The following is a 26,166-nucleotide window of genomic DNA, read 5'->3' as shown; positions in this document are numbered from 1 at the left end:
ATGATGTAGGGGTGAACGGGAGCAGCGCAGACAGCACAGGCGGTCACCACAGCACGCGGACGGACGCGGCGCCCGCTACGGCGCCGGCCCGTCCGCGGGCCGCTGCACCGACGGGCGGGACCGCCGACGGGGCCGGCGGCCCGGCCGCCCCCGCCCCGCGCCGCCGGGTCCGGATGACCGGCAAGCAGCGGCGCGAACAGCTGCTGGAGATCGGCCGGACGGTCTTCGCGGAGCGCGGCTACGACGGCACCTCGGTGGAGGAGATCGCCGAACGCGCCGGGGTCTCGAAGCCCGTCGTGTACGAGCACTTCGGCGGCAAGGAGGGCCTGTACGCGGTGGTGGTGGACCGCGAGATGCAGCTGCTGTTGGACATGGTGACCGGGGCGCTGACCGGCGGACACTCCCGCGAGCTGCTGGAGCAGGCCGCCTTCGCGCTGATGGACTACATCGACACCTCGACGGACGGCTTCCGGATCCTGGTCCGGGACTCGCCGGTGGCCCAGTCGACCGGCACCTTCGCCTCGCTGATCAGCGACATCGCGACACAGGTGGAGGACATCCTGGGCCTGGAGTTCAAGTCGCGCGGCTTCGACGCACGACTGGCCCCGATGTACTCGCAGATGCTGGTCGGGATGGTCGCGCTGACCGGCCAGTGGTGGCTGGAGGTCCGCAAGCCGGACAAGGCGACGGTGGCGGCGCACCTGGTGAACCTCGCCTGGCACGGCCTGGAGGGCCTGGAGCGGCACCCGAGGCTGGTCGGCGACCGCACGGGCTGAGCAGCCCTCTGCCTGACCTCTCCCGCTTGACCTCTCCTGGCGGACCTACCCCGTTTGACCTCTCCTACCTGGCCTCTCCCGCTTGCCCCTACCGCTTGACGCCCACCGCGAAGATCCGCCGGAACGGGAAGACCGTCCCGGACGGCCCGGCCGGGTAGGCCTCGCGCAGCAGCCGCCCGTAGTCGGCGAGGAAGGCGGTCCGGTCGGCCGGATCGTCGAGCCGGGTCAGCACGGGTCGCAGCGCGGTGCCCTTGACCCACTCCAGGACCGGGTCCGGCCCCGGGAGCGCGGTCAGGTAGGTGGTCTCCCAGACGTCCGGGTGGCAGCCGGCGGCGGCGAGGGCGTCGAGGTAGCGCTCGGGCGGGTGGACGCCGGGTCGGACGGCGTCCTCGCCGAGCAGGGCGCGCCAGCGGGGGCTGCGGCGCAGGTCGGCGAGCAGGGTGTGGCTGGGAGCGTCGAAGTTGCCGGGGACCTGGAAGGCGACGGCTGCGCCGGGGCGCAGGGCGCCGGCCCAGCGCGGGACGAGGTCGAGGTGGCCGTCGACCCACTGCAGGGTGGCGTTGGAGACGACGAGGTCGGGCTCGGCCGGGGCCGGGTCGTAGTCGCGGGCGTCGGCGAGCAGGTACTCGGCGGTGGGTTCGCCCTCGGTACGGGCGGTGGCGAGCATCGGGGCGGAGTTGTCGACGCCGGTGATGCGGGCGTGCGGCCAGCGTTCGCGCAGGGCGGCGGTGGAGTTGCCGGGGCCGCAGCCGATGTCGAGGATCGTCTCCTCACCAGGGTGCGGAAGGGCGGGGACGCGGGCGAGCAGGTCGCGCAGCGGGCGGGTGCGTTCGTCGGCGAAGCGCAGGTACTGCGCCGGGTCCCAGACGGGGGTGGTCATGGTTCACCTCAAAGTATCTTGACATCAAGATATCTCGATGTAGCCTCGCTGGCACATTTCTCGATGTCAAGAGACTTCACATCGACACATCCACCGATACACTGATCGTCATGGAGGACGAGGTCGACAGGCTGGTCGCAGCGTGGCGCCGGGAGCGCCCCGACCTCGACGTGGAACCGCTCGAGGTGCTCAGCCGGGTCAGCCGGCTCGCCCGGCACCTGGACCGCGCCCGCCGCACCGCCTTCGCCGAGCACGGCCTGGAGCCCTGGGAGTTCGACGTCCTGACCGCCCTGCGGCGGGCCGGCTCCCCGTACCAGCTCTCCCCCGGGCAACTGCTCACCCAGACCCTGGTCACCTCCGGCACCATGACCAACCGGATCGACCGGCTCACCGGCAAGGGCCTGGTCAAGCGACTGCCCGACCCGGACGACCGGCGCGGCGTGCTGGTCCGGCTCACCGACGACGGCCGCGACCGCGCCGACCAGGCACTCGCCGGACTGCTCGCGCACGAGCGCGAACTGCTCGCCCAGCTCACCTCCGGCCAGCAGACCGAACTCGCCACGCTGCTGCGGCTGCTGATCTCCCCGTTCGACAACATCCCGGGCTGAACCGCGACCGGGCGGGCGTCACGACCAGGCGACATGGCCAGGCGTCACGACCAGGCATCACGACCAGGCGTCATGGCCTGGCGTCACGGCCTGGCGTCACGACCTGGCGTCACGACCTGGCGTCACGACCTGGCGTCACGGCCTGGCGTCACGGCCTGGCGTCACGGCCTGGCGTCACGGCCTGGCGTCACGGCCGCTCGACGGTGGCCGCCACGGACGGCGGCGGCGGCGCGACCGGCTCGGCGGGGCTGACCCCGGCCCGGCGGGCGACCGCGACGGCGGCCAGCGTGGAGTGCACCCCGAGCTTGCCGAGCACGTTCTGCATGTGCGTCCGGACGGTGTGCGGCGACAGGTAGAGCCGCTCCGCGACCGCCTGCCGACCCAGGCCCGCGACCATGCAGCGCAGGATCTGCTTCTCCCGCGGGGTGAGGGTGTCCACCAGCCGCTCGCTCTCGGTGCGGTCCCGTCGGGCGGTGGTCAGTTCGCGGATCACCCCGGTGAGCAGCGCGGGCGGCAGATGCGTCTCGTCCCGCAGCACGCCCCGCACCACCGCGAGCAGCCGGGCCAGTGAACTCTCCTTGGCCACCCAGCCGGTGGCGCCCGCGTGCAGGGCCCGGGCGGCGCGGTGCGGATCGTCGGCGGTGGCCAGCACGACGGCGCGCAACCCGGGGTGGGCGCGGCGGAGGCGGGCGAGCAGGGTGATGCCGTCGGGCGGCGGGGCGGGGGGTCTGAGCTGGTCGGCCCGGAGCTGATCTGCCCGGAGGCGGTCGGCGCGGAGCGGGTCGGCCGACTGGCGGGCGCCGGCCGGTGGCGCGCCCGGCACCGCGGACGACAACGGGGACACCAGCGGGGAGAGCACCCCTGGCGGTACGGGCGGCCGTCGTGGCGGCGGCACGGGCGGGACCGCCCGGCGCCGGGCCTCCTCGCCGGGCTCCGCGCCGGGCCGTCGGCGGGCCGTCGGCGGGGCCGCCCCGGGCGGCCCGACCGCTCCGCCCCCGCCGGCCCCGAGGTCGGCGTCGATCAGCGCCACGTCGTAGACCCGGCCCTCGGCGGCGGCGCGCTCCAGCGCCCGCTCGGCGGCGGCCGCACTGCCGGCCGCACCCACCTCCACGTCGGGCTCGGCGGCGAGCGCCGCGGCCAGTGCTTCGGCGAAGATCCGGTGGTCGTCGACCACCAGGACGCGAATCCGACCCATCGTCCCTCCCCCTGCTCAGACCGCCCGAGCCGGGAAGCGGGGATCGGCCCGGCGTCCGCGTTCGGACCCGCCGCTCCGCCCGCCCACCGGTGGCCGGTGAGATCGAAAGGGCGCCGGCCCCCACCGGTACCGCGTTCAGCGTACGGGGTCGGGAAACGCCCTCGTGGCGATTTGGTGAAGTTTCGTCAGAAGGTGCGTACGTGACTGGACTTGCGCTCCGGCCGGTGCTCCGCCACTCCGGGCGCCGCTCCCGTACGGTCCGGGTGCGGCGCCCGCGGCGGGCGGCTACTGCTGGTGTCCGGCGGGCTGCCGGGCCTCGCGGGAGGCCGATGGGCCGGCAGGCCTACCGGCCGTTCTTCTCCAGGGTGAACTTCCAGGCGTCAGCGACGATGTCGTCCAGGTTCGGGCGGCGCGGGGTCCAGCCCAGCGCCTCGTGGGCGCGGGCGGCCGAGGCCACCAGCACCGCCGGGTCGCCGGCGCGACGGTCGGCGACCTGCACCGGGATCTCCCGGCCGGTGACACGCTTGACCGACTCGATCACCTCGCGCACCGAGAAGCCGCTGCCGTTGCCCAGGTTGCAGATCAGGTGCTCGCCCGGCTTGGCGGCGTCCAGCGCCAGCAGGTGGGCGTCGGCCAGGTCCGCGACGTGGATGTAGTCGCGGATGCAGGTGCCGTCCGGGGTCGGGTAGTCGTCGCCGTACACCGCGATGTGCGGGCGCTGCCCGAGCGCGGCCTGGAAGACCAGCGGGATCAGGTGCGACTCGGGGTCGTGCCGCTCACCGTACGCACCGTACGCACCGGCCACGTTGAAGTAGCGCAGCGAGACGGCGGCCAGGCCGTGCGCGACGGCCTCACTGGTGATCAGGTGGTCCACGGCGAGCTTGGTGGCGCCGTAGGTGTTGGTCGGCGCGGTACGGGCGGTCTCGGCGATCGGCACGGCCTCCGGCTCGCCGTAGGTGGCGGCGGTGGAGGAGAAGACGAGCTTGCGCACGCCCGCCGCGCGCATCGCGCTGATCAGCTCCAGCGAGCCGGCCACGTTGTTGCGCCAGTACTTCTCCGGGTCCACGACCGACTCGCCGACCTGCGAGGAGGCGGCGAAGTGCAGCACGCCGTCGAAGGAGCCGTCCAGCACCTTGCCGGCCTCCTGGATCCGGCCCTCGACGAACTCGGCACCGGCCGGAACGCCCTCGCGGAAGCCGGTCGAGAGGTCGTCCAGGACGGTCACCTGGTGCCCCGCCTCCAGCAGGTGGGCGGCCACCACGCTGCCGACGTAGCCGGCGCCACCCGTGACCAGGTACTTACTCATGTTGAGACCTCCAGCGGGCGATGGTCCGCGCGGTCGGCGGGGCCATCGAAGGAATGCGTAGGACTGAGGCCATTCTCCCAATCCGCCGGGGTGCTCCCGACCACGCGGGTGGCCGCTCGCAGGCTCTTCACCAACTCCTCAGCCGCCGGACATCCCGGCCGCGCCCAGTCGCTGCCAAGGCGGCTTGCGCTCCGGCTTCCTCGGGGCTTGCCCTCTGGCTTTCCCGACGTCTTCACCTCCGGCTTCCCCGAGGGCTTGCGCCTCCGCCTCCCCCGCTGCCTTCCCGCGCCCCCTCAGCCGCCGGACATCCGCTCCAGCAGGCCGGTACGCGCCGCCACCGCGGCCGCCTCCAGGCGGGTCCGCGCGCCGAGCTTCATCAGCACCCGCTGGACGTGCGTCCGGGCGGTGCTGGCGGCGATCCGCATCCCGGCGGCGATCGCGGCGGTGTCCTCACCGTCCGCGATCCGGGACAGCACCTGCACCTCACGCCGGGTCAGCAGCCGCAGCAACCGGACGGCCTCGTCGTCCGGTTCGGGCGCCGGACGCAGCAGTTGGTCGAAGGCCCCGCGCAGGATGTCCACCCCGACCGCGGCCTCGCCCGCCCGGGCCCGTCCGATGGCCCGCTCGACCACCTCGATCCGCTCGTCGCTGGGTACGTACCCCGCCGCGCCGGCCGCGAACGCCCCGGCCACGCCCCGCAGTTCACCCACCGGTCCGAGCACGATCACGGCCACCTCGGGACGCTCCCGGCGAATCCGGCGCAGCCCGTCGAAGGCGCCCGGCTCCCCAGGCGCGGCTACCCCCAGCAGACAGACCTCGGGCCGACGTCCGGCCACCAGGTCGGCGGCGACACCCGCCGGGGAGCCCACCGCGAGCACCCGGTGACCGCGCAGCTGCAGCGCGGTCGCCAACGCCTCGGCCAGCAGCCGATGGTCGTCCACCACCACGAGTCGAACGCCCATGACGCCCTCCCGGTCGGGGTCCGGCTCACGCCCGTACCCGTCGGGCGGGCGGCCGATGACGCACCATCACAGCGCATTCCGTACCCGACTCGCCAGCCCGTCGTGCATCGACTGTCAGCGGAAACGCGAAAGACCCCCGCCAGAGGCGAGGGTCTTCCAGTTGAGCCCCCATGCGGAATCGAACCGCAGACCTTCTCCTTACCATGGAGACGCTCTACCGACTGAGCTATAGGGGCTTGCCGGGTTTTCACCGGGCCGGTCGAACAAGGAAGACATTACACGGCCGCCGGCCCGGAAGGGAAATCGGCCCCGGCCGGCCCCCGACCGGCGGCACCCGGGCCCCTCTCCACCTCCTCCGCGCCCCTCCCGCGACCTCAGCCGTCGGCGTGGGCCGCGTCGAACTCCTCGCGGGCCGCCATCATCTGCCCGGTGCGGTGCTCCGTCCACCGGCCGAGCGGCGTGACCAGCTCGGCCAGTTCGCGGCCGAGCGGCAGCAGGTCGTAGACCACCCGCGGCGGCGTCTCCGGGAAGACCGTGCGGAGCAGTAGGCCGCTGCGCTCCAGGTTGCGCAGCGACTGGGTGAGCATCTTGCGACTGACCCCGCCGACCCCGCGCTGGAGCTCGGAGAAGCGCTGCGGCCCGCAGGCGGCGAGGCTCATCAGAATCAGCAGTGACCACTTGTCGGCCAGCTCGGCGAACACCTCGCGGCTGGGACAGAGCCGGCCGAAGACGTCGTACTCCTCCTCCGCCGACCCGTCCTGCCCCGCCGGCTCGTCCCGCTCCGCCGGCTCGTGCCACGCCCGCTGCTCCTCGTGCTGCCCCGCCCGGGCCCGGGTCGCTTCCTCGGTCGTCATGCCATCCAGAGTAGCCCTGCGGTCTCCAATCCACCCTTGGTAACCAATAGAGACCTGGTCTATATTGGAGACCGCAGACGGCCCGGGGCCGCCTCACCTCGACCTGCCCCACGTCCGTCCGCACGCCTGTCCCCACTTCTGTCCCCACGCCTTCGGGCCGGCTCCCGCCGGCCCACGCCCGACCCCTCCCTGGAGTGCCCGCATGACCGCCATCCGTCCGACCATCGCCCTCGCCTACCACTCCGGCTACGGCCACACCGCCGTGATCGCCGAGGCCGTCGCCCGCGGCGCCGCCGACGCAGGTGCCGAGGTCGTCTCGATCGCCGTCGACACCATCACCGAGGAGCAGTGGGCCCAGCTGGACGCCGCCGACGCGATCGTCTTCGGCTCCCCCACCTACATGGGCACCGCCTCCGGCGCCTTCCACGTCTTCGCCGAGGCCACCAGCAAGCGCTGGTTCACCGACGCCTGGAAGGACAAGGTCGCGGCCGGCTTCACCAACTCCGCCTCCAAGAGCGGCGACAAGGCGGGCACCCTCGGCTTCTTCCAGACCCTCGCCGCCCAGCACGGCATGAGCTGGGTCAACCTCGGCCTCAAGCCCGGCTGGAACGCCACCACCGCCTCCGAGAACGACCTCAACCGCCTCGGCTTCTTCAGCGGCGCCGCCGCCTCCTCCCCGTCCGACGCCGGCCCGGAGGCCGTCCACAAGGCCGACATCGCGACCGCCGAGCACCTGGGCGCCCGCGTCACCGAGCACACCGCCGTGGTCCTGGCCGGCCGGGCCGCCCTGGCCGGCTGACCCTTCCGCCGCGCCCACGCCACACCTGCACCGCGCCAACACCAACGCCACGGCCTACGCCGCCGGATCCGCCCCCCACCGGGGCGCCCGGCGGCGTCCGCCGTCCACCGCCCCGAGCTCGGCCCCGGTCGCCTCCGGCAGCAGCCGCAAACACCCCAGGGCCAGCGCGCCCAGCCCCGCCAGGTACCAGCCCACCGGCTCCGCCGTCCCGTACACCCCGGTCAACCGCGTCGCCACCAGCGGCGTCGCCGCACCGCCGATCACGCCACCCAGGTTGTACGTCAACGCGGCGCCCGTGTACCGCACCCGGGTCGGAAACAACTCCGGCAGGAACGCCGCCACCGGCCCGAACATGCAGCCCAACACCACCATCGCACCCGCCAGCCCGACGAACATCAGCGACCGGCTCACCGTCTCCAACAGCGGGAACAGCACCAGCGACCAGCCCACCGCAAGGCCCGTCGCCCACCCCAACGTCCGCCGCCGCCCCCACCGGTCACTGCGCGAGGCACTCAGCCACACCATCCCCGCCATGCCCACCGCACCGACCAGCAGCATCGTCAGCACCACCGTGCTCGCCACCCCGAGCCCCGAGGTCGCGTACGCCAGCGAATACGTCGTGGTCAGGTAGAACAGCGCGTACCCCATCGTGATCGCCCCGCCGCCCGCCAACACCGGACGCCAGTGCTCACGCACCACCTCCAGCACCGGCGCCCGCTCCCCGCGCCCAGCCGACCGGAACAGCGGCGACTCCTCGATCCGCAGCCGCACGAACAACCCCACCACGACCAGCGCGAACGAGGCCAAGAACGGCACCCGCCAGCCCCACGCGCGGAACGCCCGCTCATCCAGCCCGAGTTGAAGCGCCAGGAACACCCCGTTCGCCAACACGAACCCGCACGTCGGCCCCAACTGCAGAAACCCCCCGTAACGCCCCCGCCGCTCCGCCGGCGCATTCTCCGCGATCAGCAACGCCGCCCCACCCCACTCCCCACCCAACCCGACGCCCTGGCACACCCGCAGCACCACCAACACCACCGGCGCCCACCACCCCCAGGCCGCGAACCCCGGCAACACCCCCACCGCCGCCGTCGCCAACCCCATCAACAACAGCGACACCACCAACGTCGTTTTCCGCCCCACCCGGTCCCCGAAGTGCCCGAACACCACCGCCCCCAACGGCCGGGCCAAGAACGCCACCGCGTACACCGAGAAAGCCGCCAACAGCGCCCCCACCGCGCCCAACCCGGGAAAGAACACCGGCCCGAACACCAACGCGGCAGCCGTCCCGTAAATGAAGAAGTCGTAGAACTCGATCGCCGTCCCGATCAACGCCGCAGCCGCCGCCCGCCGCAACTGCCCTACCCGCCAAGCACCCTCCGCGTCCATACCACCACCCTCACCACCCCGCCCCCACCCCCACCAGCCCCCACCCGAGTGACCCCGGCGCACACCCACCAACCCCACGCCCGAGCCGCACTCCCCCACCACCCCAGCCGGACGCGCAATCCCACCCGAAAACAGCGCCGCCCGGCCGCCGACAACACCAGCGACCGGGCGAACACAAGCCGGTTCCCGGCCTACCGCGCGTACGGGTTGTCCCCCGGAGGCACCTGAACCCCGGGCTCCCCCGCTGACCTCCGCCGCCGCACCACCACGAACACCACCCCGGCCAGCAGCACCAACCCGGCCACCACACCAGCCACAATCGGAAGCGCGCCGCCCAACCCGGACGACCCATCAGCCTTCGGCTGCGCCGACGGAGCGCCAACCGCCACATCCGTCGGGCTCGGGGCCGGGCTCGGCACCGACGACACAAGAGCGGACACACTCGCCGAAGCCGATGGCGCGGCCGAAGGCACGGTCGTCGCAACGGGAATCGGCGACACATCCGCCGGACCGGGATCGCCCGGATCCGTCAACGCAATGCGCGGCCGCACCGCGCCGTATCCCGCACTGTCGGTACGATCCGCGCCGTTGGCCGGCTTACCGGCTGTGTTGATTAGGACCCGCAGGACCTGGTTCGCCGTCCAGGTCGGGTGCACCGACCACACCAGCGCCGCCGAGGCGGAGACCAGGGCTGTCGAGTCCGACGTGCCGTGGCTTTTACAGTACCCAGTGGGGCCTGTGCAGGCCTCGATCATGTCCATACCGGGGGCCACAAGTGCAACCTGCGGTCCGCGTTCGGACTCGGAAGTCACCGTGCCGTTCCGGTCAGAGGCCCCCACTCCAACCACATTGGGAAGGACACCCGGGTATTCGACGATATTCCCCTGCTCGGCAGAGTTTCCGACGCTGGCGACCACCAGCGATCCCTTCGCCCGAGCTCCCGCCAGGATTTTGTTGAGCTTCTCCACATCCGCCGAGGAAGTCGTGACGGCAGCGGTCCCTTGCGAAATGTTGATGACCTTGGCGCCCTGCTCGACCGCATACGTCACGGCCTGCCCGATCTGGTCCAGGAAGTCAGCCGAAATGACCGACCGCTCGGATCCGTTGGCGATCTTCAGAGGAAGGATCTTGGCGCCAGGGGCAAGGCCGTAGGCCCCTTTGCCACCATCCGATTTCCCGGTGCCCGCAATGAGGCTGGCCATCTGCGTGCCGTGGCCCTCGGCATAGGATCCGACACCACCCTGGCTTCCGCTGAAGTCCTTCCCCGGAAGGAACTGTCCGGCCAGATCCGGGTGGTCCAGCTTGAATCCGCTGTCGATCACCGCAACGGTGACGTTTTCCCCTTTTGAGACCTTCCACATCTCCGGGGCGTGCATGGCATCCAGATGCCATTGATCGGCTCGGATCGAGCCATCCGCGACGGCCGGCACCGCCGCAACCCCCGCCACGCAGAAGCTCGCAATCCCAGCGGCCACAAGCCGCCGCACCCACATCCAGCGGCTCTCCACCCGGTCCCCCCACCACACAAGACGGCCTGAACTACTTCGCGTACGGGTTGTCCCCCGGAGGCACCGGCGGCTGATACGACGGCGGAACCGGCGGCATCGGCTGCTGCGCCGGCACCGTCGGCACCTGAACCCCGGGCTCCCCAGCCGACTTCCGCCGCCGCACCACCACGAACACCACCCCGGCCACCAACACCAACCCAGCCACCACAGCAGCCACGACCGGAAGCGCGCTGCCCGACCCGGACGACGCATCAGCCTTTGACTGCGCCGACGGCGCGCCGACCGCTCCGCCGACCGGGCTCGGCACCGACGACGGGCGGGCAGGCGAACTTGCGGCAGGGGACGGGACGGCAGACGGCGATACCGCATCGGCCGGAAGCGGCGACTGGCCTGCAGGGCCAGGGTCACCGGGAGACGTCAAGGCGATTCGCGGCCGAACCGCGCCGTATCCTCCGTCATTAGTGCGGTCGGACCCGTCCTTCGGCTTACTAGCCGTATTGAGGAGAACCCGCAGAATCTGATTCGCCGTCCAATCCTTGTGCATCGCCCAAATCAGCGCCGCCGAAGCGGAAGCTAGAGCGGTCGCATCGGAGGTGCCGTGTCCTTTGCAATATCCGGACGGGGCCGTGCAGGCCGCGATCGTGTCGGCACCAGGGGCAACAAGGGCGACCTGCGGCCCGACCTCGGACTCATCCGTCACGGTTCCGTTTCGGTCAATGGCCCCAACGCCGACGACGTTAGGAAGGGCTCCGGGATAGTCGACAGGATTTCCCGACTTTGCTTCATTCCCCACGGCAGCGAAAACCAATACGCCCTTCGCCCTCGCAGCCGCCAGGATTCGGTTCAACCGATCCACATCCTCCGTGAATGTGGTAACCGAATTCACTCCCTGGGAAATGCTGATGACGTTGACCCCTTGATCGACAGCATACGTGACAGCCTGTCCGATCTGGTCGAGGAAGTCCTTCGAGGCCAATGTCCCCACGGAGCCATTATTGATCTTCAGCGGCAAGACCTTTACTCCCGGCGCCAGCCCGTAGGCTCCGTTTCCCCCATTGGCCTTTCCTGTCCCTGCAATAAGCCCAGCCATCTGCGTGCCATGCGGATCGCTATAGGAACCGACCCCGCCTGGGCTCCCACTGAAGTCCTTCCCCGGAAGGAACTGTCCGGCCAGATCCGGGTGGTCCAGCTTGAATCCGCTGTCGATCACCGCAACGGTGACGTTTTCCCCTTTTGAGACCTTCCACATCTCCGGGGCGTGCATGGCATCCAGATGCCATTGATCGGCTCGGATCGAGCCATCCGCGACGGCCGGAACCACCGCAACCCCCGCCACGCAGAGGCTCGCAATCCCAGCGGCCACAAGCCGCCGCACCCACATCCAGCGGCTCTCCACCCGGTCCCCCCACCACACAAAACGGCCTGAACTACTTCGCGTACGGGTTGTCCCCCGGAGGCACCGGCGGCTGATACGACGGCGGAACCGGCGGCATCGGCTGCTGCACCGGCACCGTCGGCACCTGAACCCCGGGCTCCCCAGCCGACTTCCGCCGCCGCACCACCACGAACACCACCCCAGCCACCAACACCAACCCGGCCACCACCCCAGCCACAACCGGAAGCACGCCGCCCGACCCGGACGACCCATCAGCCTTCGGCTGCACCGACGGCGCACCAACCGCTACATCCGTCGGACTCGCAGCCGGGCTCGGCGCCGACGACGCAGGCGCGGACGCACTCGCCGAAGCCGACGGCGCGGCCGAAGGCGAAGCCGCGTCAGCCGGGAGCGGCGACACATCCGCCGGACCAGGATCACCGGGGTCAGTCAGCGCGATACGCGGCCGAACCGCGCCCCACCCTGCATCATCCGTGCGACTGTTCCCGCCATTCGGCCTGCCTGCGGTGTTGATGAGCACCCGCAGAATCTGGTCCGCCGTCCAGTCCTTGTGGACGGCCCAAACCAGCGCCGCCGAAGCGGAAACCAAGGCCGCCGCATCCGACGTCCCATGGCTCTTGCAATATTCGGTTTCCGAGGTGCAAGCTGCGAGAATTTCATCACCCGGCGCGACCAGGGCGACGTGAGGACCGGTTTCCGATTCAGCCGTAACGGTCCCTTGACGATCAATGGCTCCTACACCCACGACGTTGGGCAGCCCACCCGGGTACGACACCAGGTTTCCGGATTGCGCCTTATTCCCGACACTGGACACGACCAGAACACCCTTGGATCGCGCCGTAGCGAGAATATTGTTCAGCTTGGACACGTCACTGGGGGAAGTCGTCACCGCAGCCATCCCCTGCGAGATGTTGACGATCTTTGCGCCCTGGTCGACCGCATAGTTGACGGCCTGTCCGATCTGATCCAGGAAGTCGCTGGAGATAACGGTACCGACAGATCCATTATTGATCTTGAGCGGGAGAATCTTCACCCCCGGAGCCAGCCCGTAAGCGCCCGTTCCCCCGACACCCTTTCCGGTGCCCGCAATCAGGCTGGAGATCTCCGTACCGTGTCCATCACTGAATGCTCCAACGCCACCAGGGCTGCCGCTGAAATCCTTGCCCGATAGGAACTGCCCGATCAGATCAGGGTGGTTCAGCCTGAACCCTCCGTCGATCACCGCGACAGTAATCCCCTGCCCCGTGGAATCCTTCCACATTTCCGGAGCGTGCATGGCATCCAGGTGCCATTGCCGCGCGCGGACCGATTCGTCCGCAACCGCCGGTGCTGCGACCGGGCCGACCACGACTCCCGCCGCCAGAAGCGCCGCAGCTGCCGCGCGCCAACGCATGCGCGTGTTCGTCCGCCCCATCACAACTCCTCGTCACTTTCTCGACCGACCGGGAAGCGTGCCCCGAACAAGCCTGCCCGGCCACTGGGAGAGCCCAGTGGCCGGGCAGTCGTTGCCGTCCTACTCAACCACGTCCGGGTTGCTGTGCGGCGTACCGCTCGTCCAGGTCTCCTCGTCCTCGTGAAGGTAGTCCGCGCGGTTGCGGCGGTCCCGTTCCTTCCGGCTACCGTGGCCCGCCGCACCTGGGGCCATCATGCCGTTCTGCCCGGGCCGGGCACCGCCCTCGGCGGCTCCCGCTGCGGCGGCGCGGTTGCGCAGGCCCGTGCCGCCCGGGGTGAACTCTCCACCGGCTGTCGGTCCCTTGCGGCCGCCGACCGCGCCACCGGTGGTCGAGGCCAGGCCCCGGCCACGCGAGCTGCCGCCCGCACCGACGGCGCCGCCGTGGCCGCCTCCCATGCCGGGGTGCATGCCCATGCCGTTCGCACTGTTCTGTCCGCCGACCCGGCCGCCGCCCGGCCCCGCTTCGCGAGGGCCGAAGACCGTCCCGGAGGGAAGCCCCGGAGTCCCGCTCTTGCCCGGAGTCTGGCCGGCCAACGGCGTGCGAGGGCTGACGCTGCCACCCTTGCCAGGGAGGTAGCCGGGGCCACCGCCCTTGGCCTGAACCGAACCGCCACCAGGCCCGACCGGGAAGCCAGGCATCGGACCCCCACCGGGGCCGTTGGGCCCGCCACCGGGGCCGTTGGGGCCGCTCGGGTAGGTCGGGGTGGTGGTCGGCCCGCCAGTCGGCAGGGGGCCACCGCCGGGGCCGGACGGGCCGGTCTGAGTCGGCGCGGTCGGCAGGCTGTCCAGGCCGGTGCCCGGACGGTTGACCGGGTCCGACGGGTGGGACGGCGGGATCGAGGAGCCCGGGTCCTGCGGCGGGGGCGGAACCTGGCCTCCGCTGTACGGAGGGGTCGGGGTGGTGTGGCCCGGGCCGGACGGACCAGTGGACCCCGATCCCGGGTTGTACGGGGTGACCGAGCCGCCGCCGTAGCTGCCGCCGGACGGGTTGTGGCCACCTCCAACGCTTCCGCCGCCCGAATACGAGCTGCGGTGGGAACCGCCGTAACTGCCACCGCCTCCACCAGCACCACCACTCGATGCCGAGGAGGAACTGCTCTGGTTGGTCTCAGGCGTCCCCGGCAGCGTCACATCGTCGGGGATCCCGTTCAGGGTCGCCGTCGCTGCGCTGTAAGCCTGAGCCAGGTTCTCCACCTGATGCGCGGCTTCCTGCCGCTCCTTCTCGACCGTCGCCTTGGCCTGTGTGTACTCGGCCGAGCTCACCCAGTCCTGACTGCCCGGAAGGCCCTTCATGTAGCTGTCGACCGTCTGGCCGACGGCGAGCTTGGCCTCCACACCTGCGGGAACGGTCTGCCCCTCATACTTGGCGACCACCTTCATCGCATCTGCCGGAAGCTGGGGCATCGCGACCTTGGCCGTGCTGAGTGCTTCACCGGCCTGGGTCATCGCGCCACCGGCGGTCGTCGAGTGCTGACCAATGATGTCTGCGGACTTGTAGAGGTTTCCCACCCAGGTCTTGAAGTTCTCTGCCGCCGGCCCTTCCCAGTGGACCTGGCCGAGGTGTGACTGGAGAGCGGTGCTGAGTTCCCCCAGTACGCGACCAGCGTCCTGAAGCTGAGCAGCCCGCCTCAGCACCACATCGGGCATTGTCTTGTCGACCATCGCCCTGAGGGCGGGATGCTTCATGTCGTTGTATTTGGATTCGCCTGCCATGGCCTCTTCCCCGTCTCCCCGTTTGTGGCCCATCGTCCCGCCGTCAGAGGCCTGCGTTGGACCTCGGAGCCGACCCGTTCGATCCCGCCGTCGGCGAGGTCCCGCCCGTATTCTTCGCGACCGCGTTCTGGTCGGCGGTCGTGTTGTCCTCGTTGGTCGAGTAGTTGCCGTGCGTCGTCGCGACGGCTTCCTGCATCGCCTGGACCTGCTTGACGAAGTCCTTGTGGAACTTGACGAGCTGAGTGTGGACCTTGCCGTAGGCGGTCGTCAGGGCCGTCGCCTCGTCGAACTTCGCGCTGGCAAAGTGCGCGGTTTCCACCTTCTGCTCTTCGAGCTTGTACGGCGCAGCCGCCGATCCCTCCATCGCGGCGAGCAGCGCCTCGACCTTGGCGGCGAAGGCGGAGAGCGTCTGCAGCTCCACCTTGACGTCCTGCTTGCCGAAGGCCGACACCAGGTCGTTGGCGCTGAAGTTCGTCTGCACGGTGCTGACGACCCGGTTGAACCCGAACCCGAATGGTCCGAACGGGTCGCTCAGCATGAACGGCGTGTCGTCCGGCGGCGCCGGGCTGTTCGGGTCGGTAGCCGAGGGGTCTGCCGAAGTACTCGGAGCCGGGCTGGGCGAAGGGCTTGCCGAAGGACTCGGTGCAGGACTCGCCGAAGGACTCGGTGCAGGACTCGGAGACGGGCTGGGCGAAGGACTCGGTGAAGGAGTCGCCGATGGACTCGGAGTCGGACTGGCCGAAGGGCTCGCCGAAGGGGTTGGCGTCCCCGAACTAGATGCACTCTTGTCTGCCACAGCAGTTCACCTCTCCCCCGTACGGCCGGCTGCCCGGGGCGTCCCGGGTGGTCCGTGCCGCAACACACCGTCAACTTCTGGGTCGTGCCGTCGTCGTACCGTTCTGGTCGGCGAACCGACCGCCCTGTGGGCGGTTTTCGCCTCCGTCATCGTAGCCACCACCCCTGTCGGACTGGCAGGGACCTTGGCCGGCCCGTACGCGATCGGTACGAACTTGACACGTACAGCCTGCCGTCCCGGCCGCTGGGTAGACTGACCCGGTACGCCCCATCTGCCGCGCAATGTCGCACAGCAGCGACTCAAGGCCGCAGGACGGACGTGTTCGCATGGGTTCTCCGAAGGCCGTTCCCTGGTGGGCTCGTGCCGCGCGGCCGGTGTGGTCGCCGTTGCCGTGGGTGTTGATGGCCCGGGCGGCGGTGGGTGTGGCGGTGCCGTTGGTGGTGGGCTTGTCGGTGCATCGGCTGGATCTGGGGGTGTTCGCGGGGCTCGGTGCGATGCACGCGACGATGAACGATCGGGTTGAGCCGTCGTGGCTGCGGGCGGGGCGGATCGGGGTCGCGGTGTCGGCTTCCGCGCTGGGCATGCTGGTCGGTACGGGTCTTCAGCGGGCCGATGCGGACGGCCTCGTTCTGGGGGCCGCGCTGACGTTGACCGGTTTCGTTTCCGGGGTTGTGAGTGCGACGGGTCCGCGTGGGTCGGCGGCGGGGTTGTTGCTGTTGGTGTCGGCCGCGTTGGGGAGCGGGATGCCGCTGCCGGGGCCGTGGTGGGCGGCGGCGCCGATGGTGTTGGTCGGTGCGGGGTCGGTGGTGTTGCTGGGGTTGCCGGTGGGGGTGCCGGGCCGGCCGGGGGCTGATCCGCGCAGTCGGGCGCTGGCTGCCGTGTACGAGGCGCTGGGCCGTACCTTGGCCGACGTGGGCACGTCGCGGGCGGCTGCCTCGCGCCAGGCGTTGACGGCCTGTCTGAACCAGCTGCAGGATCTCCTCCCTGGCGGGAGCCCTTCTGTCGCTCGCGGGTACGAGGCCGCTCTGGCGGTCACCGAGGCGGCGACTGGCCTGTTGTGGGCGCGGCGCCCGGTGCCGCCGGAGGTCGCCGGGGTGCCGGGTCGTCTGGCGGCTGCCGTGCGACGGGGTGGCGGTGAGGTCGCGGTTCCCGGGTGGCGGCCGGATACGCCGGCCCGGCAGGCCTTGGACGTGGCTCTGCGGGCCGCTGCCGATTGGGTGGCCGGCCGTGACGCGCGGCTCGATGTCGCGCCCGCGCCCGTGCGCCGACAACTGCAGGTGCTGCGGGTGCGGCTGTTGTCGGGGGCGTCGGTCCGGTACGGGCTGCGTGTCGCGCTGTGTATCGCGGTCGGCTCGGCGGTGACGGCCAACTATCCGCTCAGCAAGGGCTACTGGGTGCCGATGACGATCGCTTTCGTCCTGAAGCCGGATCTCGGTTCGGTGTTTCTGCGGGCGGTGAGCCGTTCGGTGGGCACGGTGCTGGGGGTGGCGGTGGCGGCGGCGCTGCTGGTGTTGACCACCGAGGAGTGGGCGCTGACCGCTGTGGCCGTGCTGTGCGTGGCCCTGTTGCCGTATGCCACGGCGGCGCACTACGGGCTGAACACCGTGGTGATGACGCCGATGGCGCTGGTCCTGCTGCAACTCGGCGGCGGGAGCGGTGCGGCGGAGTTCTGGCCTCGCGTCCTGGACTCGGTCGTGGCCAGTGCGATCGTCCTGCTCTTCGGGTACCTGTTGTGGCCGGAGCGCCCGCGCCATCGGATCGAGCCCCGGCTGGTGGAGGCGACGACGGCGTTGCGGGCCTATCTCGACGCGGTGGCTGCCGGTCGCGCCGATCGGGCCCAGGTGTGGCTGCGCCGGACGGCTTACCGGGCGTTGGCGGATGCCCGGCAGGAGGTGCGGCAGGGGCTGGTCGAGCCGCCGCCCTTGGGTCGGCCGGCCGAGCGGTGGCTGCCGGCGACGGCGGCGCTGGAGCGGCTGGGTGGTGCGGTGGCGGCGTTCGCGGCGCAGATCCGGTTCGGCGGCCGGGTGCCGGATCCGGCTGAGGTCGATCGGGTCCGCCGGGCGCTGGACGAATTGACCGCCGCTGCCCGCGCGCACCGTCCGCCGGCCGCACCGTCGGACGACCCGACCGCGCCGAGCGGACCAACCGCACCGACGGATCGCCCGACCACGCCGCACGACCCCACGCTCAGCGCGCTGGGCCGTGCGGCGGACGAACTCGAAACGCTTCTGGCGAGCGACTAGCCGAACCCCGACCGGCGCCGCGCCGCGACCGGCACCGAACCCCGACCGGCGCCGAACCGCGACCGGCGCCGAACCGCGAGGTCAGACGTGCTCGGCCAGCTCCAGCCAGCTCAGCTCCAGCTCCTCCTTCTCCTCCCGGACCGCGCGCAGCTGCGTGTCCAGTTCGGCGACCTTGGAGAAGTCGGCGGCGTGCTCGGCGAGTTGGGCGTGCAGCTTGGATTCCTTCTGGTCCAGCTTGGCGATCTGCCGCTCCAGCTTCTGCATCTCCTTCTTGGCGGCGCGCAGGTCGCCGCCGGACAGCCCGGAAGCGGCGTCGGCCCCGGCGGCCGACGAGGCCGCGGCAGGAGCGGCCTGGGCGGCGACGGCGGCGGCCTGGGCGGCCATCCGTGCCCGCCGCTCCAAGTACTCGTCCACACCGTTCGGCAGCATCCGCATCTTCTTGTCGCCGAGCAGCGCGTGGACGACGTCCGTGGTGCGCTCGATGAAGAAGCGGTCGTGGCTGATGACGATCATCGAGCCGGGCCAGCCGTCGAGCAGGTCTTCGAGCTGGTTGAGCGTCTCGATGTCCAGGTCGTTGGTCGGCTCGTCCAGGAACAGCACGTTGGGCTCGTCCATCAGGAGCCGCAGCAGCTGGAGGCGGCGGCGCTCGCCGCCGGACAGGTCGCCGACCGGCGTCCACTGCTTGTCCTTGCCGAAGCCGAACTGTTCGCACAGCTGGCCGGCGCTCATCTCCCGGCCCTTGCCGAGGTCGACGCGCGAGCGGACCTGTTCGACGGCCTGCAGCACCCGGGTCGTCGGGTCGAGCTCGACGACTTCCTGGGACAGGTAGGCGAGCCGCACGGTCTTGCCGACCTTGATGAGGCCGGACGCGGGCTGCACGTCGCCCTCGCTCGCGTACGCGTCGCGCATGGCGCGCAGCAGCGAGGTCTTGCCGGCGCCGTTGACGCCGAGCAGGCCGATCCGGTCGCCGGGGCCGAGCTGCCAGGTGAGGTTCTCCAGCAGGAGCTTCGGGCCGGCCTTGACGGTGACGTCTTCCAGCTCGAAGACGGTCTTGCCGAGGCGCGCGTTGGCGAACTTCATCAGCTCGGACTTGTCACGCGGGTCCGGCACGTCGGCGATCAGCGCGTTGGCCGCCTCGATGCGGTAGCGCGGCTTGGAGGTGCGGGCGGGGGCGCCGCGGCGCAGCCAGGCGAGTTCCTTGCGGGCCAGGTTCTGGCGCTTCTGCTCTTCGACGGCCTCGATCCGGGAGCGTTCGGCGCGGGCGAAGACGTAGTCGGAGTAGCCGCCTTCGTACTCGTGCACCTCGCCCTGCTGGACGTCCCACATACGGGTGCTGACCTGGTCGAGGAACCAGCGGTCGTGGGTGACGCAGACCAGCGCGGAGCGGCGCTTCTGCAGGTGTTCGGCGAGCCAGTTGATGCCCTCGACGTCGAGGTGGTTGGTGGGCTCGTCCAGGATGATCAGCTCGGGTGAGCCGAGCAGCAGCTTGGCGAGGGCGATCCGGCGGCGTTCGCCACCGGAGAGCGGGCCGATGACGGTGTCGAGGCCGTCGGCGAAGCCGGGCAGGTCGAGGCCGCCGAAGAGGCCTTCGATGATGTCGCGGATCCGGGCGTCGCCGAGCCACTCGTGGTCGGCCCGGTCGGCGATCACCTCGTGCCGGATGGTGGCCTTCGGGTCGAGCGAATCGTGCTGGGTGAGGACGGCCGGCTCGAGGCCGCCGTTCCAGGTGATGCGGCCGCTGTCGGGTTCCTCCAGCTTGGCGAGCATCCGGATGAGGGTGGTCTTGCCGTCGCCGTTGCGGCCGACGACGCCGATCCGGTCGCCCTCGCTGACGCCGAGGCTGACCGCGTCCAGCAGGGTGCGGGTGCCGTAGACCTTCGTGACGGACTCGATGGTGGCGAGGTTGACGGCCACGTGTGCTGCGCTCCAGGGTTCGGCGGTCGCGGGGGCGGCCCGCCGCCCCTGTCTCGGGGACACCCCGATCTCCCCAGCCTAATGCGCCAGCGGCGACACCCTCACCGCACTGCTCCCGCGGCACCGTCCCACGGCGCAGCACCGCACTGCTCCCGCGGCGCCGCGCCGGGCGACGCGGCACGGCGCCACCACAAGGGCAGCGCCTTACATTTGGACCGCGGCCCCCGGCACCGGCCCGTACGTCGCGTGCGCCGTCCGGCAGGTACCGGAGGCCCGCAGGGCCTGGGCGACGGCGGCGGCCGCGTCGGCGTCCTTGGTGAGGAAGGCGCAGGTCGGCCCGGAGCCGGAGACCAGCGCGCCGAGGGCGCCCGCCTCGGTGCCGGCCCGCAGGGTGTCCGCGAGTGCGGGGCGCAGCGAGAGCGCGGCGGGCTGGAGGTCGTTGGCGAGCGCGTCGGCCAGGGCGACGGCGTCGCCTTCGGCGAGTGCGGCGAGCAGGGCCTGGTCGGCGTCGGGGGTGGGGACGTCGGTGTCGCTGGAGCCGGTGCCGGCCTCGTCGCGCAGCCGGTCGCACTCGCGGAAGACGGCGGGGGTGGACAGGCCGCCGTCGGCGACCGCGAAGACCCAGTGGAAGGTGCCTTCGACGGCCAGCGGTTCGAGGATCTCGCCCCGGCCGCGGCCGAGCGCGACGCCGCCGAGCAGGGCGAACGGCACGTCCGATCCCAGCTCCGCGGCCAGCTCCAGCAGGGTGCCGAGCGGGGTGTCCAGCTGCCACAGCGCGTCGCAGGCGACCAGTGCCGCGGCGCCGTCGGCGCTGCCGCCGGCCATGCCGCCGGCGACCGGGATGGCCTTGGCGATGTGCAGGTGTACGCCCGGGTCGGCGATGCCGTGGTGGGCGGCGAGGAGGCGGGCGGCGCGGGCGGCGAGGTTGCTGTCGTCGAGCGGGACGGCGGCGGCGTCCGGTCCGGAGCAGGTCAGGGTGACGCCCTGCCCCGGGGTGGCGGTGACCTCGTCGCCGAGGGCGACGGCGAAGAAGACGTTGGCCAGGTCGTGGAAGCCGTCGGCGCGCAGCCCGCCGACCCCCAGCTGGACGTTGACCTTGGCCGGCACCCGTACGGTGATCACTCGTCGCCTGCCTTCGGCTTGTCCTCGCCCGCCTTCGGCTTGTGCTCGGCGATCGCGGCGAACTGCTCGACCGTCAGCATCTCGCCGCGCAGCTTGTGGTCGATCCCGGCGGCGGCGAGCGCCTGCTCGGCCCCGGCGGCGGAGCCGGCCCAGCCGGCCAGGGCGGCGCGCAGGGTCTTGCGCCGCTGGGCGAACGCGGCGTCGACGACCGCGAACACCTCGGTGCGGCTGGCGGTGGTCTTCGGCGGCTCGTGGCGGACCAGGGAGACGAGCCCGGAGTCGACGTTGGGGGCGGGCCAGAACACGTTCCGTCCGATGGCGCCGGCCCGCTTCACGTCGGCGTACCAGTTGGCCTTGACCGACGGGACGCCGTACACCTTGTTGCCCGGCTTGGCGGCGAGCCGGTCGGCGACCTCGCTCTGCACCATCACCAGGGTCCGCTCGATGCTGGGGAAGGTCGCCAGCATGTGCAGCAGGACGGGCACGGCCACGTTGTACGGGAGGTTGGCGACCAGCGCGGTGGGCGCCGGCCCGGGCAGCTCGGTGACCTCCATGGCGTCGCTGAAGACCAGGTCGAAGGCGTCGGCCTTGCCCGGCATCCGGGCCGCGACGGTGTCCGGCAGGTGCTGCGCCAGCACCGGGTCGATCTCGACCGCCGTCACGTGCCGCGCCACCTCGAGCAGCGCGAGCGTCAGCGAGCCGAGCCCCGGCCCGACCTCCACCACCGCGTCCTGCTCCGTCACCCCGGCGGCCCGGACGATCCGCCGCACGGTGTTGCCGTCGATGACGAAGTTCTGCCCGCGCTGCTTGGTCGGCTTCACGCCGAACGCGGCCGCCAGCTCCCGGATGTCGGCGGCGCCCAGCAGGTGGCTGTCAGGGGTGGGGTCGGTGGTGCTCACGCGCCAAGGATACGGGCGCGCGGGCGCCGGCCCCGACGCGCCGGACCCGACCGGGCGCTCCGACCGGCCCGCCGACCGCCCCGCCGACCGGCGACTCCGACCGGCGACTCCGACCGAACGCTCAGTACCCGAAGGCCCGCGCCGTGTTCTCCGCGATGGCCGCCGACAGCTCGTCCTCGTGCAGCCCCAGGGTGGCGGCCATCGAGCGCACCGTGACCGGGATCAGGTACGGGGCGTTGGGCCGGCCGCGGTAGGGGTGCGGGGTGAGGAAGGGGGCGTCGGTCTCGACCAGGATCCGGTCGAGCGGGGTGGCGAGCAGCGCGTCCCGCAGCGGCTGGTTGGCCTTGAAGGTGACCGGGCCGGCGAAGGAGAGGTACCAGCCGTGCCGGGCGCAGGTCTTGGCCATGTCGGCGTCGCCGGAGTAGCAGTGGAAGACGGTCCGTTCCGGGGCGCCTTCCGCCAGCAGGACGGCGATGACGTCCTCGTGGGCGTCGCGGTCGTGGATGACCAGGGCCTTGCCGTGCCGCTTGGCCATCTCGATGTGGCGGCGGAACGACTCCTTCTGGATCTCGACGCCTTCCGGCCCGGTGCGGAAGTAGTCCAGCCCGGTCTCGCCGACCGCCCGTACCTGCGGCAGGGCGGCGAGCCGGTCGATCTCGGCGAGTGCCTCGTCCAGGGCGGCGGCGCCGCCGGCCTTGCGCTGCTGACCGGACCAGCCGTCCGCGTCGCCGAGGAAGATCCGCGGCGCCTCGTTCGGGTGCAGGGCGACGGCCGCGTGCACCTGCTCGTACTGGGCCGCCAGCTCGGCGGCCCAGCGCGAACCGGGCACGTCGCAGCCCACCTGGACCACCGTGGCGACACCGACGGAGGCGGCTCGGGCCAGGCCTTCGGCCGGGGTGCCGGACTGCATGTCGAGGTGGGTGTGCGAGTCGGCCACCGCCACTGCCAGGGGTTGCGGCAGCGGCGGCGGGGTCGACCGGTCGTCGTCCTTGGCGGCCATGTCAGGCGGCCGGCTTCTCTTCGAGGCGCGGGAAGAGGATCTCGCCCTTGGTGACGGTGGCACCGGCGGGCAGCCGGCCCCAGTCGGCCACGGTGGCGATGGTCTGCGCGGGCAGCGCGCCCAGCCCGGCGGCTTCGGCGCCCAGCGAGTCCCACAGCTTCTCGGCGGTGGTCGGCATCACCGGGTTGAGGAGGACGGCGGTGGCGCGCAGCGACTCGGCGGCGGTGTAGAGGATGGTCGCGAGGCGCGCCCGGCCCTCCGCCGATTCGTCCTTGGCGACCTTCCAGGGCTCCTGCTCGGTGATGTAGCCGTTGACCTGCTTGACGAACTCGAAGATCGCCGCGAGGCCGCCGGCGAAGTCCAGCTCCTCGCCGATCTTCCGGTCGGCCGTCGCGACGGCCTTGGTCAGCCCGTCGGCGACGGCCTGCTCGGCGTCGCCGGGCGCGGTGGCCGCGGGCAGCACCCCGTCGAAGTACTTGCCGACCATCGCGGCGACCCGGGAGGCCAGGTTGCCGAAGTCGTTGGCGAGTTCGGAGGTGTAGCGGGCGGTGAAGTCCTCCCAGGAGAACGAGCCGTCCGTGCCGAACGGGATCGCCCGCAGGAAGTAGTAGCGGTACGCGTCCACGCCGAAGTGCGAGGTCAGGTCGGTGGGCGCGATGCCGGTCAGGTTGGACTTGGACATCTTCTCGCCGCCGACCATCAGCCAGCCGTTGGCCACGACCCGCTTGGGCAGCGGCAGGCCGGCGGCCATCAGCATGGCGGGCCAGATGACCGCGTGGAAGCGGAGGATGTCCTTGCCGACCAGGTGGACGGAGGCCGGCCACAGCTCGGCGAAGCGCTCCGGGTCGCTGCCGTAGCCGGCTGCGGTGATGTAGTTCTGCAGCGCGTCGACCCACACGTAGAGGACGTGCTTCTCGTCCCAGGGAAGCGGCACGCCCCAGTTGAAGGTGGAGCGGGAGATCGAGAGGTCCTGCAGGCCCTGCTCGACGAAGCGCAGCACCTCGTTGCGGGCGGTTTCGGGGGCGATGAAGCCGGGGTTCTCGGCGTAGAACTCCAGCAGCTTCTCGCCGTAGGCCGACAGGCGGAAGAAGTAGTTCTCCTCCTCCAGCCACTCCACCGGCTTCTTGTGGATCGGGCAGAGCTTCTCGTCCTCGCTCGCGCCGTCGAGCAGCTCGTTGGGGAGCTTGTACTCCTCACAGCCGACGCAGTACGGGCCGGAGTAGCCGCCCTTGTAGATCTCGCCCTTGTCGTACAGGTCCTGGACGAACTCCTGCACGCGGTCGGTGTGCCGCTGCTGGGTGGTGCGGATGAAGTCGTCGTTGGCGATCTCCAGGTGCTCCCAGAGCGGCTTCCAGGCTTCCTCGACCAGCTTGTCGCACCACTCCTGCGGGCTGACGCCGTTCGCCTCGGCGGTCCGCAGGATCTTCTGACCGTGTTCGTCGGTGCCGGTCAGGTACCACACCTTCTCACCGCGCTGGCGGTGCCAGCGGGTGAGGACGTCGCCCGCCACGGTGGTGTACGCGTGGCCCAGGTGGGGGCGATCGTTGACGTAGTAGATCGGGGTGGAAACGTAGTACGCCGGGGCGTTCGTCCCGGTGGTGCTGTGGTCTGCAGTGGCCGCCATGGTCGGAAAGCTTAGTCGGGGACGCGGGCCGTCCTCGACCGAGTTGTGTCCCGGCCGGGGGCGGCCCTTCCCGCGTCCTCCGGTGTCAGCCCCGCGCCCTCCGGTATCAGCGCGGCAGCCTCCGGGGTCGGCCCGCCGGCCTCCGGGGTCAGCCCAGCAGCCGCGACCAGAACCGGGCCCAGCGTCCGCGCGGCTTGGCGGGCGCGGGCACCGGGGGCGGCCCGGCCGGCTCGGCGTGCGCCGGGTAGCCGGGGGCGTGGTGCGAGGGCCGGTCGGCGGAGGCCACCCGGCCCTCGCGCATGATCCGGACGGTGTGGCCACCGCACCCGGGGCAGGTCGGCTTGAGCAGCGGGGACGGCACCCGGACACCGTTGGCGTGGTACTCGAACACGACGTGCCCGTCCTTGGACACGTGGTGCTCGATGTCGTACGCCTGCTCCCAGCCGTACCCGCAGCGCAGGCACGCGAAGGAGTAGGCCTCCCGGACGGTCTCGACGGGAGTGTGCGCCCGCCCGGCCAGTCCGGCCGTGCTCAGCGCGTTGCCACCGCGGGGGTTACCGACAATGTCGCTCATAGCCGTCTCCCAGCGCCCGCCGGGCGCTCGCCCGGCTGGGTCTTTCCATTCCAGGAAATGCCCGGACCGCCCCGGCCGATGCCCCACTTGTGAAGACTTGGATGCGGATTGGGAAGCCCTATACGAAGGGCCTCCCCCGGACCGAAAACCGCGACCGAAACTTCAGCTCAGCGGGTGTTTACCGGGGCCTTCCCTCCAAGGTACGACTCCCCGTGCGCAACGCAACCCCCGGGAATTCACCCCTTTTTCAGGCCCTCGGCCGAGCCTTCCCTCTTGGCCGCCACGACCGCGTCGAAGACCTCCCGCTTGGGCAGCGAGAGCTCCGCCGCGACCGCCGCGATGGCCTCCTTGCGCCGCTCCCCCGCCTCCTCGCGCACGGCCACCAGCCGGGCCAGCTCGGCCGGGGTCAGTTCCTGCGGCGCGGCCGGCGGGGCGCCTGCGACGACGACGGTGATCTCGCCCCTGACGCCCTCCGCGGCCCAGGCCGCCAGCTCGCCGATCGGCCCGCGCTTGACCTCCTCGTAGGTCTTGGTCAGCTCGCGGCAGACGGCGGCGGGGCGCTCCGGCCCGAACGCCTCGGCCATCGCGGTCAGCGCCTCGGCGATCCGGTGCGGCGCCTCGAAGAAGACCATGGTGCGCGGCTCGGCGGCGATCGAGGCGAGCTGTCGGGCCCGGTCGCCGGTCTTGCGCGGCAGGAAGCCCTCGAAGGTGAAGCGGTCGACCGGCAGGCCGGACAGCGCGAGCGCGGTGAGCACCGCGGACGGCCCGGGCACCGCGGTGACCTTGAGGTCCGCCGCGACGGCCGCGGCGACCAGCCGGTAGCCGGGGTCGGAGACCGAGGGCATGCCGGCGTCGGTGACCAGCAGCACCCGGGCGCCGCCGAGCAGCGCCTCGACCAGTTCGGGGGTGCGGCCGACCTCGTTGCCCTCGAAGTACGAGACGACCCGGCCCGCCGGGGTCACCCCGAGTGCCTGGGTGAGCCGGCGCAGCCGCCGGGTGTCCTCGGCGGCGATGACGTCCGCCGTCGCCAGTTCGTGGACCAGTCGGGGCGGGGCGTCCGAGACGTCGCCGATGGGGGTGCCTGCGAGAACGAGTACTCCTGTCACGGGCCCCATCCTTCCAGCTGCGGCCGCCGGGGGCTTTTGGTGACGATTC

At 71.6% G+C, this 26,166-nt stretch carries 23 protein-coding genes and 1 tRNA gene; 5 read left to right on the top strand and 19 right to left on the bottom strand.

Annotated elements, in window-relative coordinates; all coding sequences use genetic code 11:
- The first annotated feature begins 173 nt into the window (after window positions 1-173).
- Window positions 174-776 (top strand): TetR/AcrR family transcriptional regulator, encoded by a 603-nt coding sequence (locus ACZ52J_RS07905; protein WP_045710789.1) that lies wholly within the window; start codon window positions 174-176, stop codon window positions 774-776.
- An 88-nt stretch (window positions 777-864) separates the two neighbouring features.
- On the opposite strand, the gene ACZ52J_RS07900 is transcribed toward ACZ52J_RS07905, so the two are convergent.
- The gene (locus tag ACZ52J_RS07900) at window positions 865-1,656 is read right to left on the bottom strand and encodes a methyltransferase domain-containing protein (protein WP_465616708.1); all 792 of its coding nucleotides are present in this window, start codon (window positions 1,654-1,656) and stop codon (window positions 865-867) included.
- Between the two features lie 110 nt (window positions 1,657-1,766).
- Between ACZ52J_RS07900 and ACZ52J_RS07895 the strand changes: the two genes are divergently transcribed.
- Entirely contained in the window at window positions 1,767-2,264 is a 498-nt protein-coding gene (locus tag ACZ52J_RS07895) for a MarR family winged helix-turn-helix transcriptional regulator (RefSeq protein WP_360494219.1), read from the top strand.
- Window positions 2,265-2,451: 187 nt separating this feature from the next.
- Here the strand turns inward: ACZ52J_RS07895 and ACZ52J_RS07890 are convergent, their stop codons facing one another.
- The 5 genes from ACZ52J_RS07890 to ACZ52J_RS07870 form a co-directional block, all read right to left on the bottom strand.
- On the bottom strand, window positions 2,452-3,459 hold the full coding sequence (locus tag ACZ52J_RS07890; protein WP_465616706.1) for a LuxR C-terminal-related transcriptional regulator: 1,008 nt from the start codon (window positions 3,457-3,459) through the stop codon (window positions 2,452-2,454).
- A gap of 343 nt (window positions 3,460-3,802) precedes the next feature.
- Window positions 3,803-4,765 carry a UDP-glucose 4-epimerase GalE gene (gene galE / locus ACZ52J_RS07885; RefSeq protein WP_360494225.1) on the bottom strand — a complete coding sequence of 321 codons (963 nt, stop codon included), beginning with the start codon at window positions 4,763-4,765 and terminating at the stop codon, window positions 3,803-3,805.
- A gap of 293 nt (window positions 4,766-5,058) precedes the next feature.
- Window positions 5,059-5,727: a LuxR C-terminal-related transcriptional regulator gene (locus ACZ52J_RS07880; protein ID WP_465616704.1), complete on the bottom strand. Its 669-nt coding sequence runs from the start codon at window positions 5,725-5,727 to the stop codon at window positions 5,059-5,061.
- 163 nt (window positions 5,728-5,890) lie between these two features.
- Window positions 5,891-5,963, bottom strand: a tRNA-Thr gene (locus ACZ52J_RS07875).
- Between the two features lie 138 nt (window positions 5,964-6,101).
- On the bottom strand, window positions 6,102-6,581 hold the full coding sequence (locus ACZ52J_RS07870) for a winged helix-turn-helix transcriptional regulator (protein WP_465616702.1): 480 nt from the start codon (window positions 6,579-6,581) through the stop codon (window positions 6,102-6,104).
- A 202-nt stretch (window positions 6,582-6,783) separates the two neighbouring features.
- On the opposite strand from ACZ52J_RS07870, the gene ACZ52J_RS07865 reads away from it, so the two are divergent.
- Window positions 6,784-7,380 (top strand): flavodoxin family protein, encoded by a 597-nt coding sequence (locus ACZ52J_RS07865; protein WP_465616700.1) that lies wholly within the window; start codon window positions 6,784-6,786, stop codon window positions 7,378-7,380.
- 54 nt (window positions 7,381-7,434) lie between these two features.
- Here ACZ52J_RS07865 and ACZ52J_RS07860 read toward each other — a convergent pair whose 3' ends face one another.
- The 6 genes from ACZ52J_RS07860 to ACZ52J_RS07835 form a co-directional block, all read right to left on the bottom strand.
- Window positions 7,435-8,769: an MFS transporter gene (locus ACZ52J_RS07860; protein WP_465616698.1), complete on the bottom strand. Its 1,335-nt coding sequence runs from the start codon at window positions 8,767-8,769 to the stop codon at window positions 7,435-7,437.
- A gap of 191 nt (window positions 8,770-8,960) precedes the next feature.
- A complete protein-coding gene (gene mycP / locus ACZ52J_RS07855; protein WP_465616696.1) occupies window positions 8,961-10,277 on the bottom strand; it encodes a type VII secretion-associated serine protease mycosin in 1,317 nt (438 codons plus the stop codon).
- Window positions 10,278-10,308: 31 nt separating this feature from the next.
- The gene (locus tag ACZ52J_RS07850) at window positions 10,309-11,673 is read right to left on the bottom strand and encodes a S8 family serine peptidase (RefSeq protein WP_465616694.1); all 1,365 of its coding nucleotides are present in this window, start codon (window positions 11,671-11,673) and stop codon (window positions 10,309-10,311) included.
- Between the two features lie 31 nt (window positions 11,674-11,704).
- Window positions 11,705-13,087 carry a S8 family serine peptidase gene (locus ACZ52J_RS07845; protein WP_465616692.1) on the bottom strand — a complete coding sequence of 461 codons (1,383 nt, stop codon included), beginning with the start codon at window positions 13,085-13,087 and terminating at the stop codon, window positions 11,705-11,707.
- Window positions 13,088-13,186: 99 nt separating this feature from the next.
- Window positions 13,187-14,872, bottom strand: a complete 1,686-nt coding sequence (locus ACZ52J_RS07840; RefSeq protein ID WP_465616690.1) for a WXG100 family type VII secretion target — start codon at window positions 14,870-14,872, stop codon at window positions 13,187-13,189.
- Between the two features lie 10 nt (window positions 14,873-14,882).
- The gene (locus ACZ52J_RS07835; RefSeq protein ID WP_360494249.1) at window positions 14,883-15,377 is read right to left on the bottom strand and encodes a hypothetical protein; all 495 of its coding nucleotides are present in this window, start codon (window positions 15,375-15,377) and stop codon (window positions 14,883-14,885) included.
- A gap of 104 nt (window positions 15,378-15,481) precedes the next feature.
- Here ACZ52J_RS07835 and ACZ52J_RS07830 point away from each other — a divergent pair, with 104 nt between their 5' ends.
- Both ACZ52J_RS07830 and ACZ52J_RS07825 read left to right on the top strand, forming a co-directional pair.
- Complete coding sequence (locus ACZ52J_RS07830; RefSeq protein WP_465616688.1) at window positions 15,482-15,616, top strand: hypothetical protein; 135 nt, start codon at window positions 15,482-15,484, stop codon at window positions 15,614-15,616.
- Between the two features lie 345 nt (window positions 15,617-15,961).
- Window positions 15,962-17,878 carry an FUSC family protein gene (locus ACZ52J_RS07825; RefSeq protein WP_465616686.1) on the top strand — a complete coding sequence of 639 codons (1,917 nt, stop codon included), beginning with the start codon at window positions 15,962-15,964 and terminating at the stop codon, window positions 17,876-17,878.
- Between the two features lie 81 nt (window positions 17,879-17,959).
- Here ACZ52J_RS07825 and ACZ52J_RS07820 read toward each other — a convergent pair whose 3' ends face one another.
- The 7 genes from ACZ52J_RS07820 to rsmI all read right to left on the bottom strand — a co-directional run bounded on the left by ACZ52J_RS07820 (window position 17,960) and on the right by rsmI (window position 26,117).
- The gene (locus tag ACZ52J_RS07820; protein ID WP_465616891.1) at window positions 17,960-19,792 is read right to left on the bottom strand and encodes an ABC-F family ATP-binding cassette domain-containing protein; all 1,833 of its coding nucleotides are present in this window, start codon (window positions 19,790-19,792) and stop codon (window positions 17,960-17,962) included.
- A 204-nt stretch (window positions 19,793-19,996) separates the two neighbouring features.
- Window positions 19,997-20,914 (bottom strand): 4-(cytidine 5'-diphospho)-2-C-methyl-D-erythritol kinase, encoded by a 918-nt coding sequence (locus ACZ52J_RS07815; RefSeq protein WP_465616684.1) that lies wholly within the window; start codon window positions 20,912-20,914, stop codon window positions 19,997-19,999.
- Window positions 20,911-21,813 (bottom strand): 16S rRNA (adenine(1518)-N(6)/adenine(1519)-N(6))-dimethyltransferase RsmA, encoded by a 903-nt coding sequence (gene rsmA, locus ACZ52J_RS07810; protein WP_465616682.1) that lies wholly within the window; start codon window positions 21,811-21,813, stop codon window positions 20,911-20,913. The genes ACZ52J_RS07815 and rsmA overlap by 4 nt, the downstream gene beginning before the upstream one ends.
- Window positions 21,814-21,934: 121 nt before the next feature.
- Window positions 21,935-22,813, bottom strand: coding sequence for a TatD family hydrolase (locus ACZ52J_RS07805; RefSeq protein WP_465616680.1), 879 nt, complete (start codon window positions 22,811-22,813; stop codon window positions 21,935-21,937).
- Window position 22,814: 1 nt separating this feature from the next.
- The gene (metG, locus tag ACZ52J_RS07800) at window positions 22,815-24,437 is read right to left on the bottom strand and encodes a methionine--tRNA ligase (RefSeq protein WP_465616678.1); all 1,623 of its coding nucleotides are present in this window, start codon (window positions 24,435-24,437) and stop codon (window positions 22,815-22,817) included.
- 148 nt (window positions 24,438-24,585) lie between these two features.
- On the bottom strand, window positions 24,586-25,011 hold the full coding sequence (locus ACZ52J_RS07795) for a hypothetical protein (RefSeq protein WP_360494266.1): 426 nt from the start codon (window positions 25,009-25,011) through the stop codon (window positions 24,586-24,588).
- A 236-nt stretch (window positions 25,012-25,247) separates the two neighbouring features.
- A complete protein-coding gene (gene rsmI / locus ACZ52J_RS07790) occupies window positions 25,248-26,117 on the bottom strand; it encodes a 16S rRNA (cytidine(1402)-2'-O)-methyltransferase (RefSeq protein ID WP_465616676.1) in 870 nt (289 codons plus the stop codon).
- Window positions 26,118-26,166 lie beyond the last annotated feature (49 nt).

It is taken from the genome of Kitasatospora sp. NPDC034035 (genome assembly GCF_055575755.1).
This window is presented reverse-complemented; position numbering and strand designations above follow the sequence as displayed.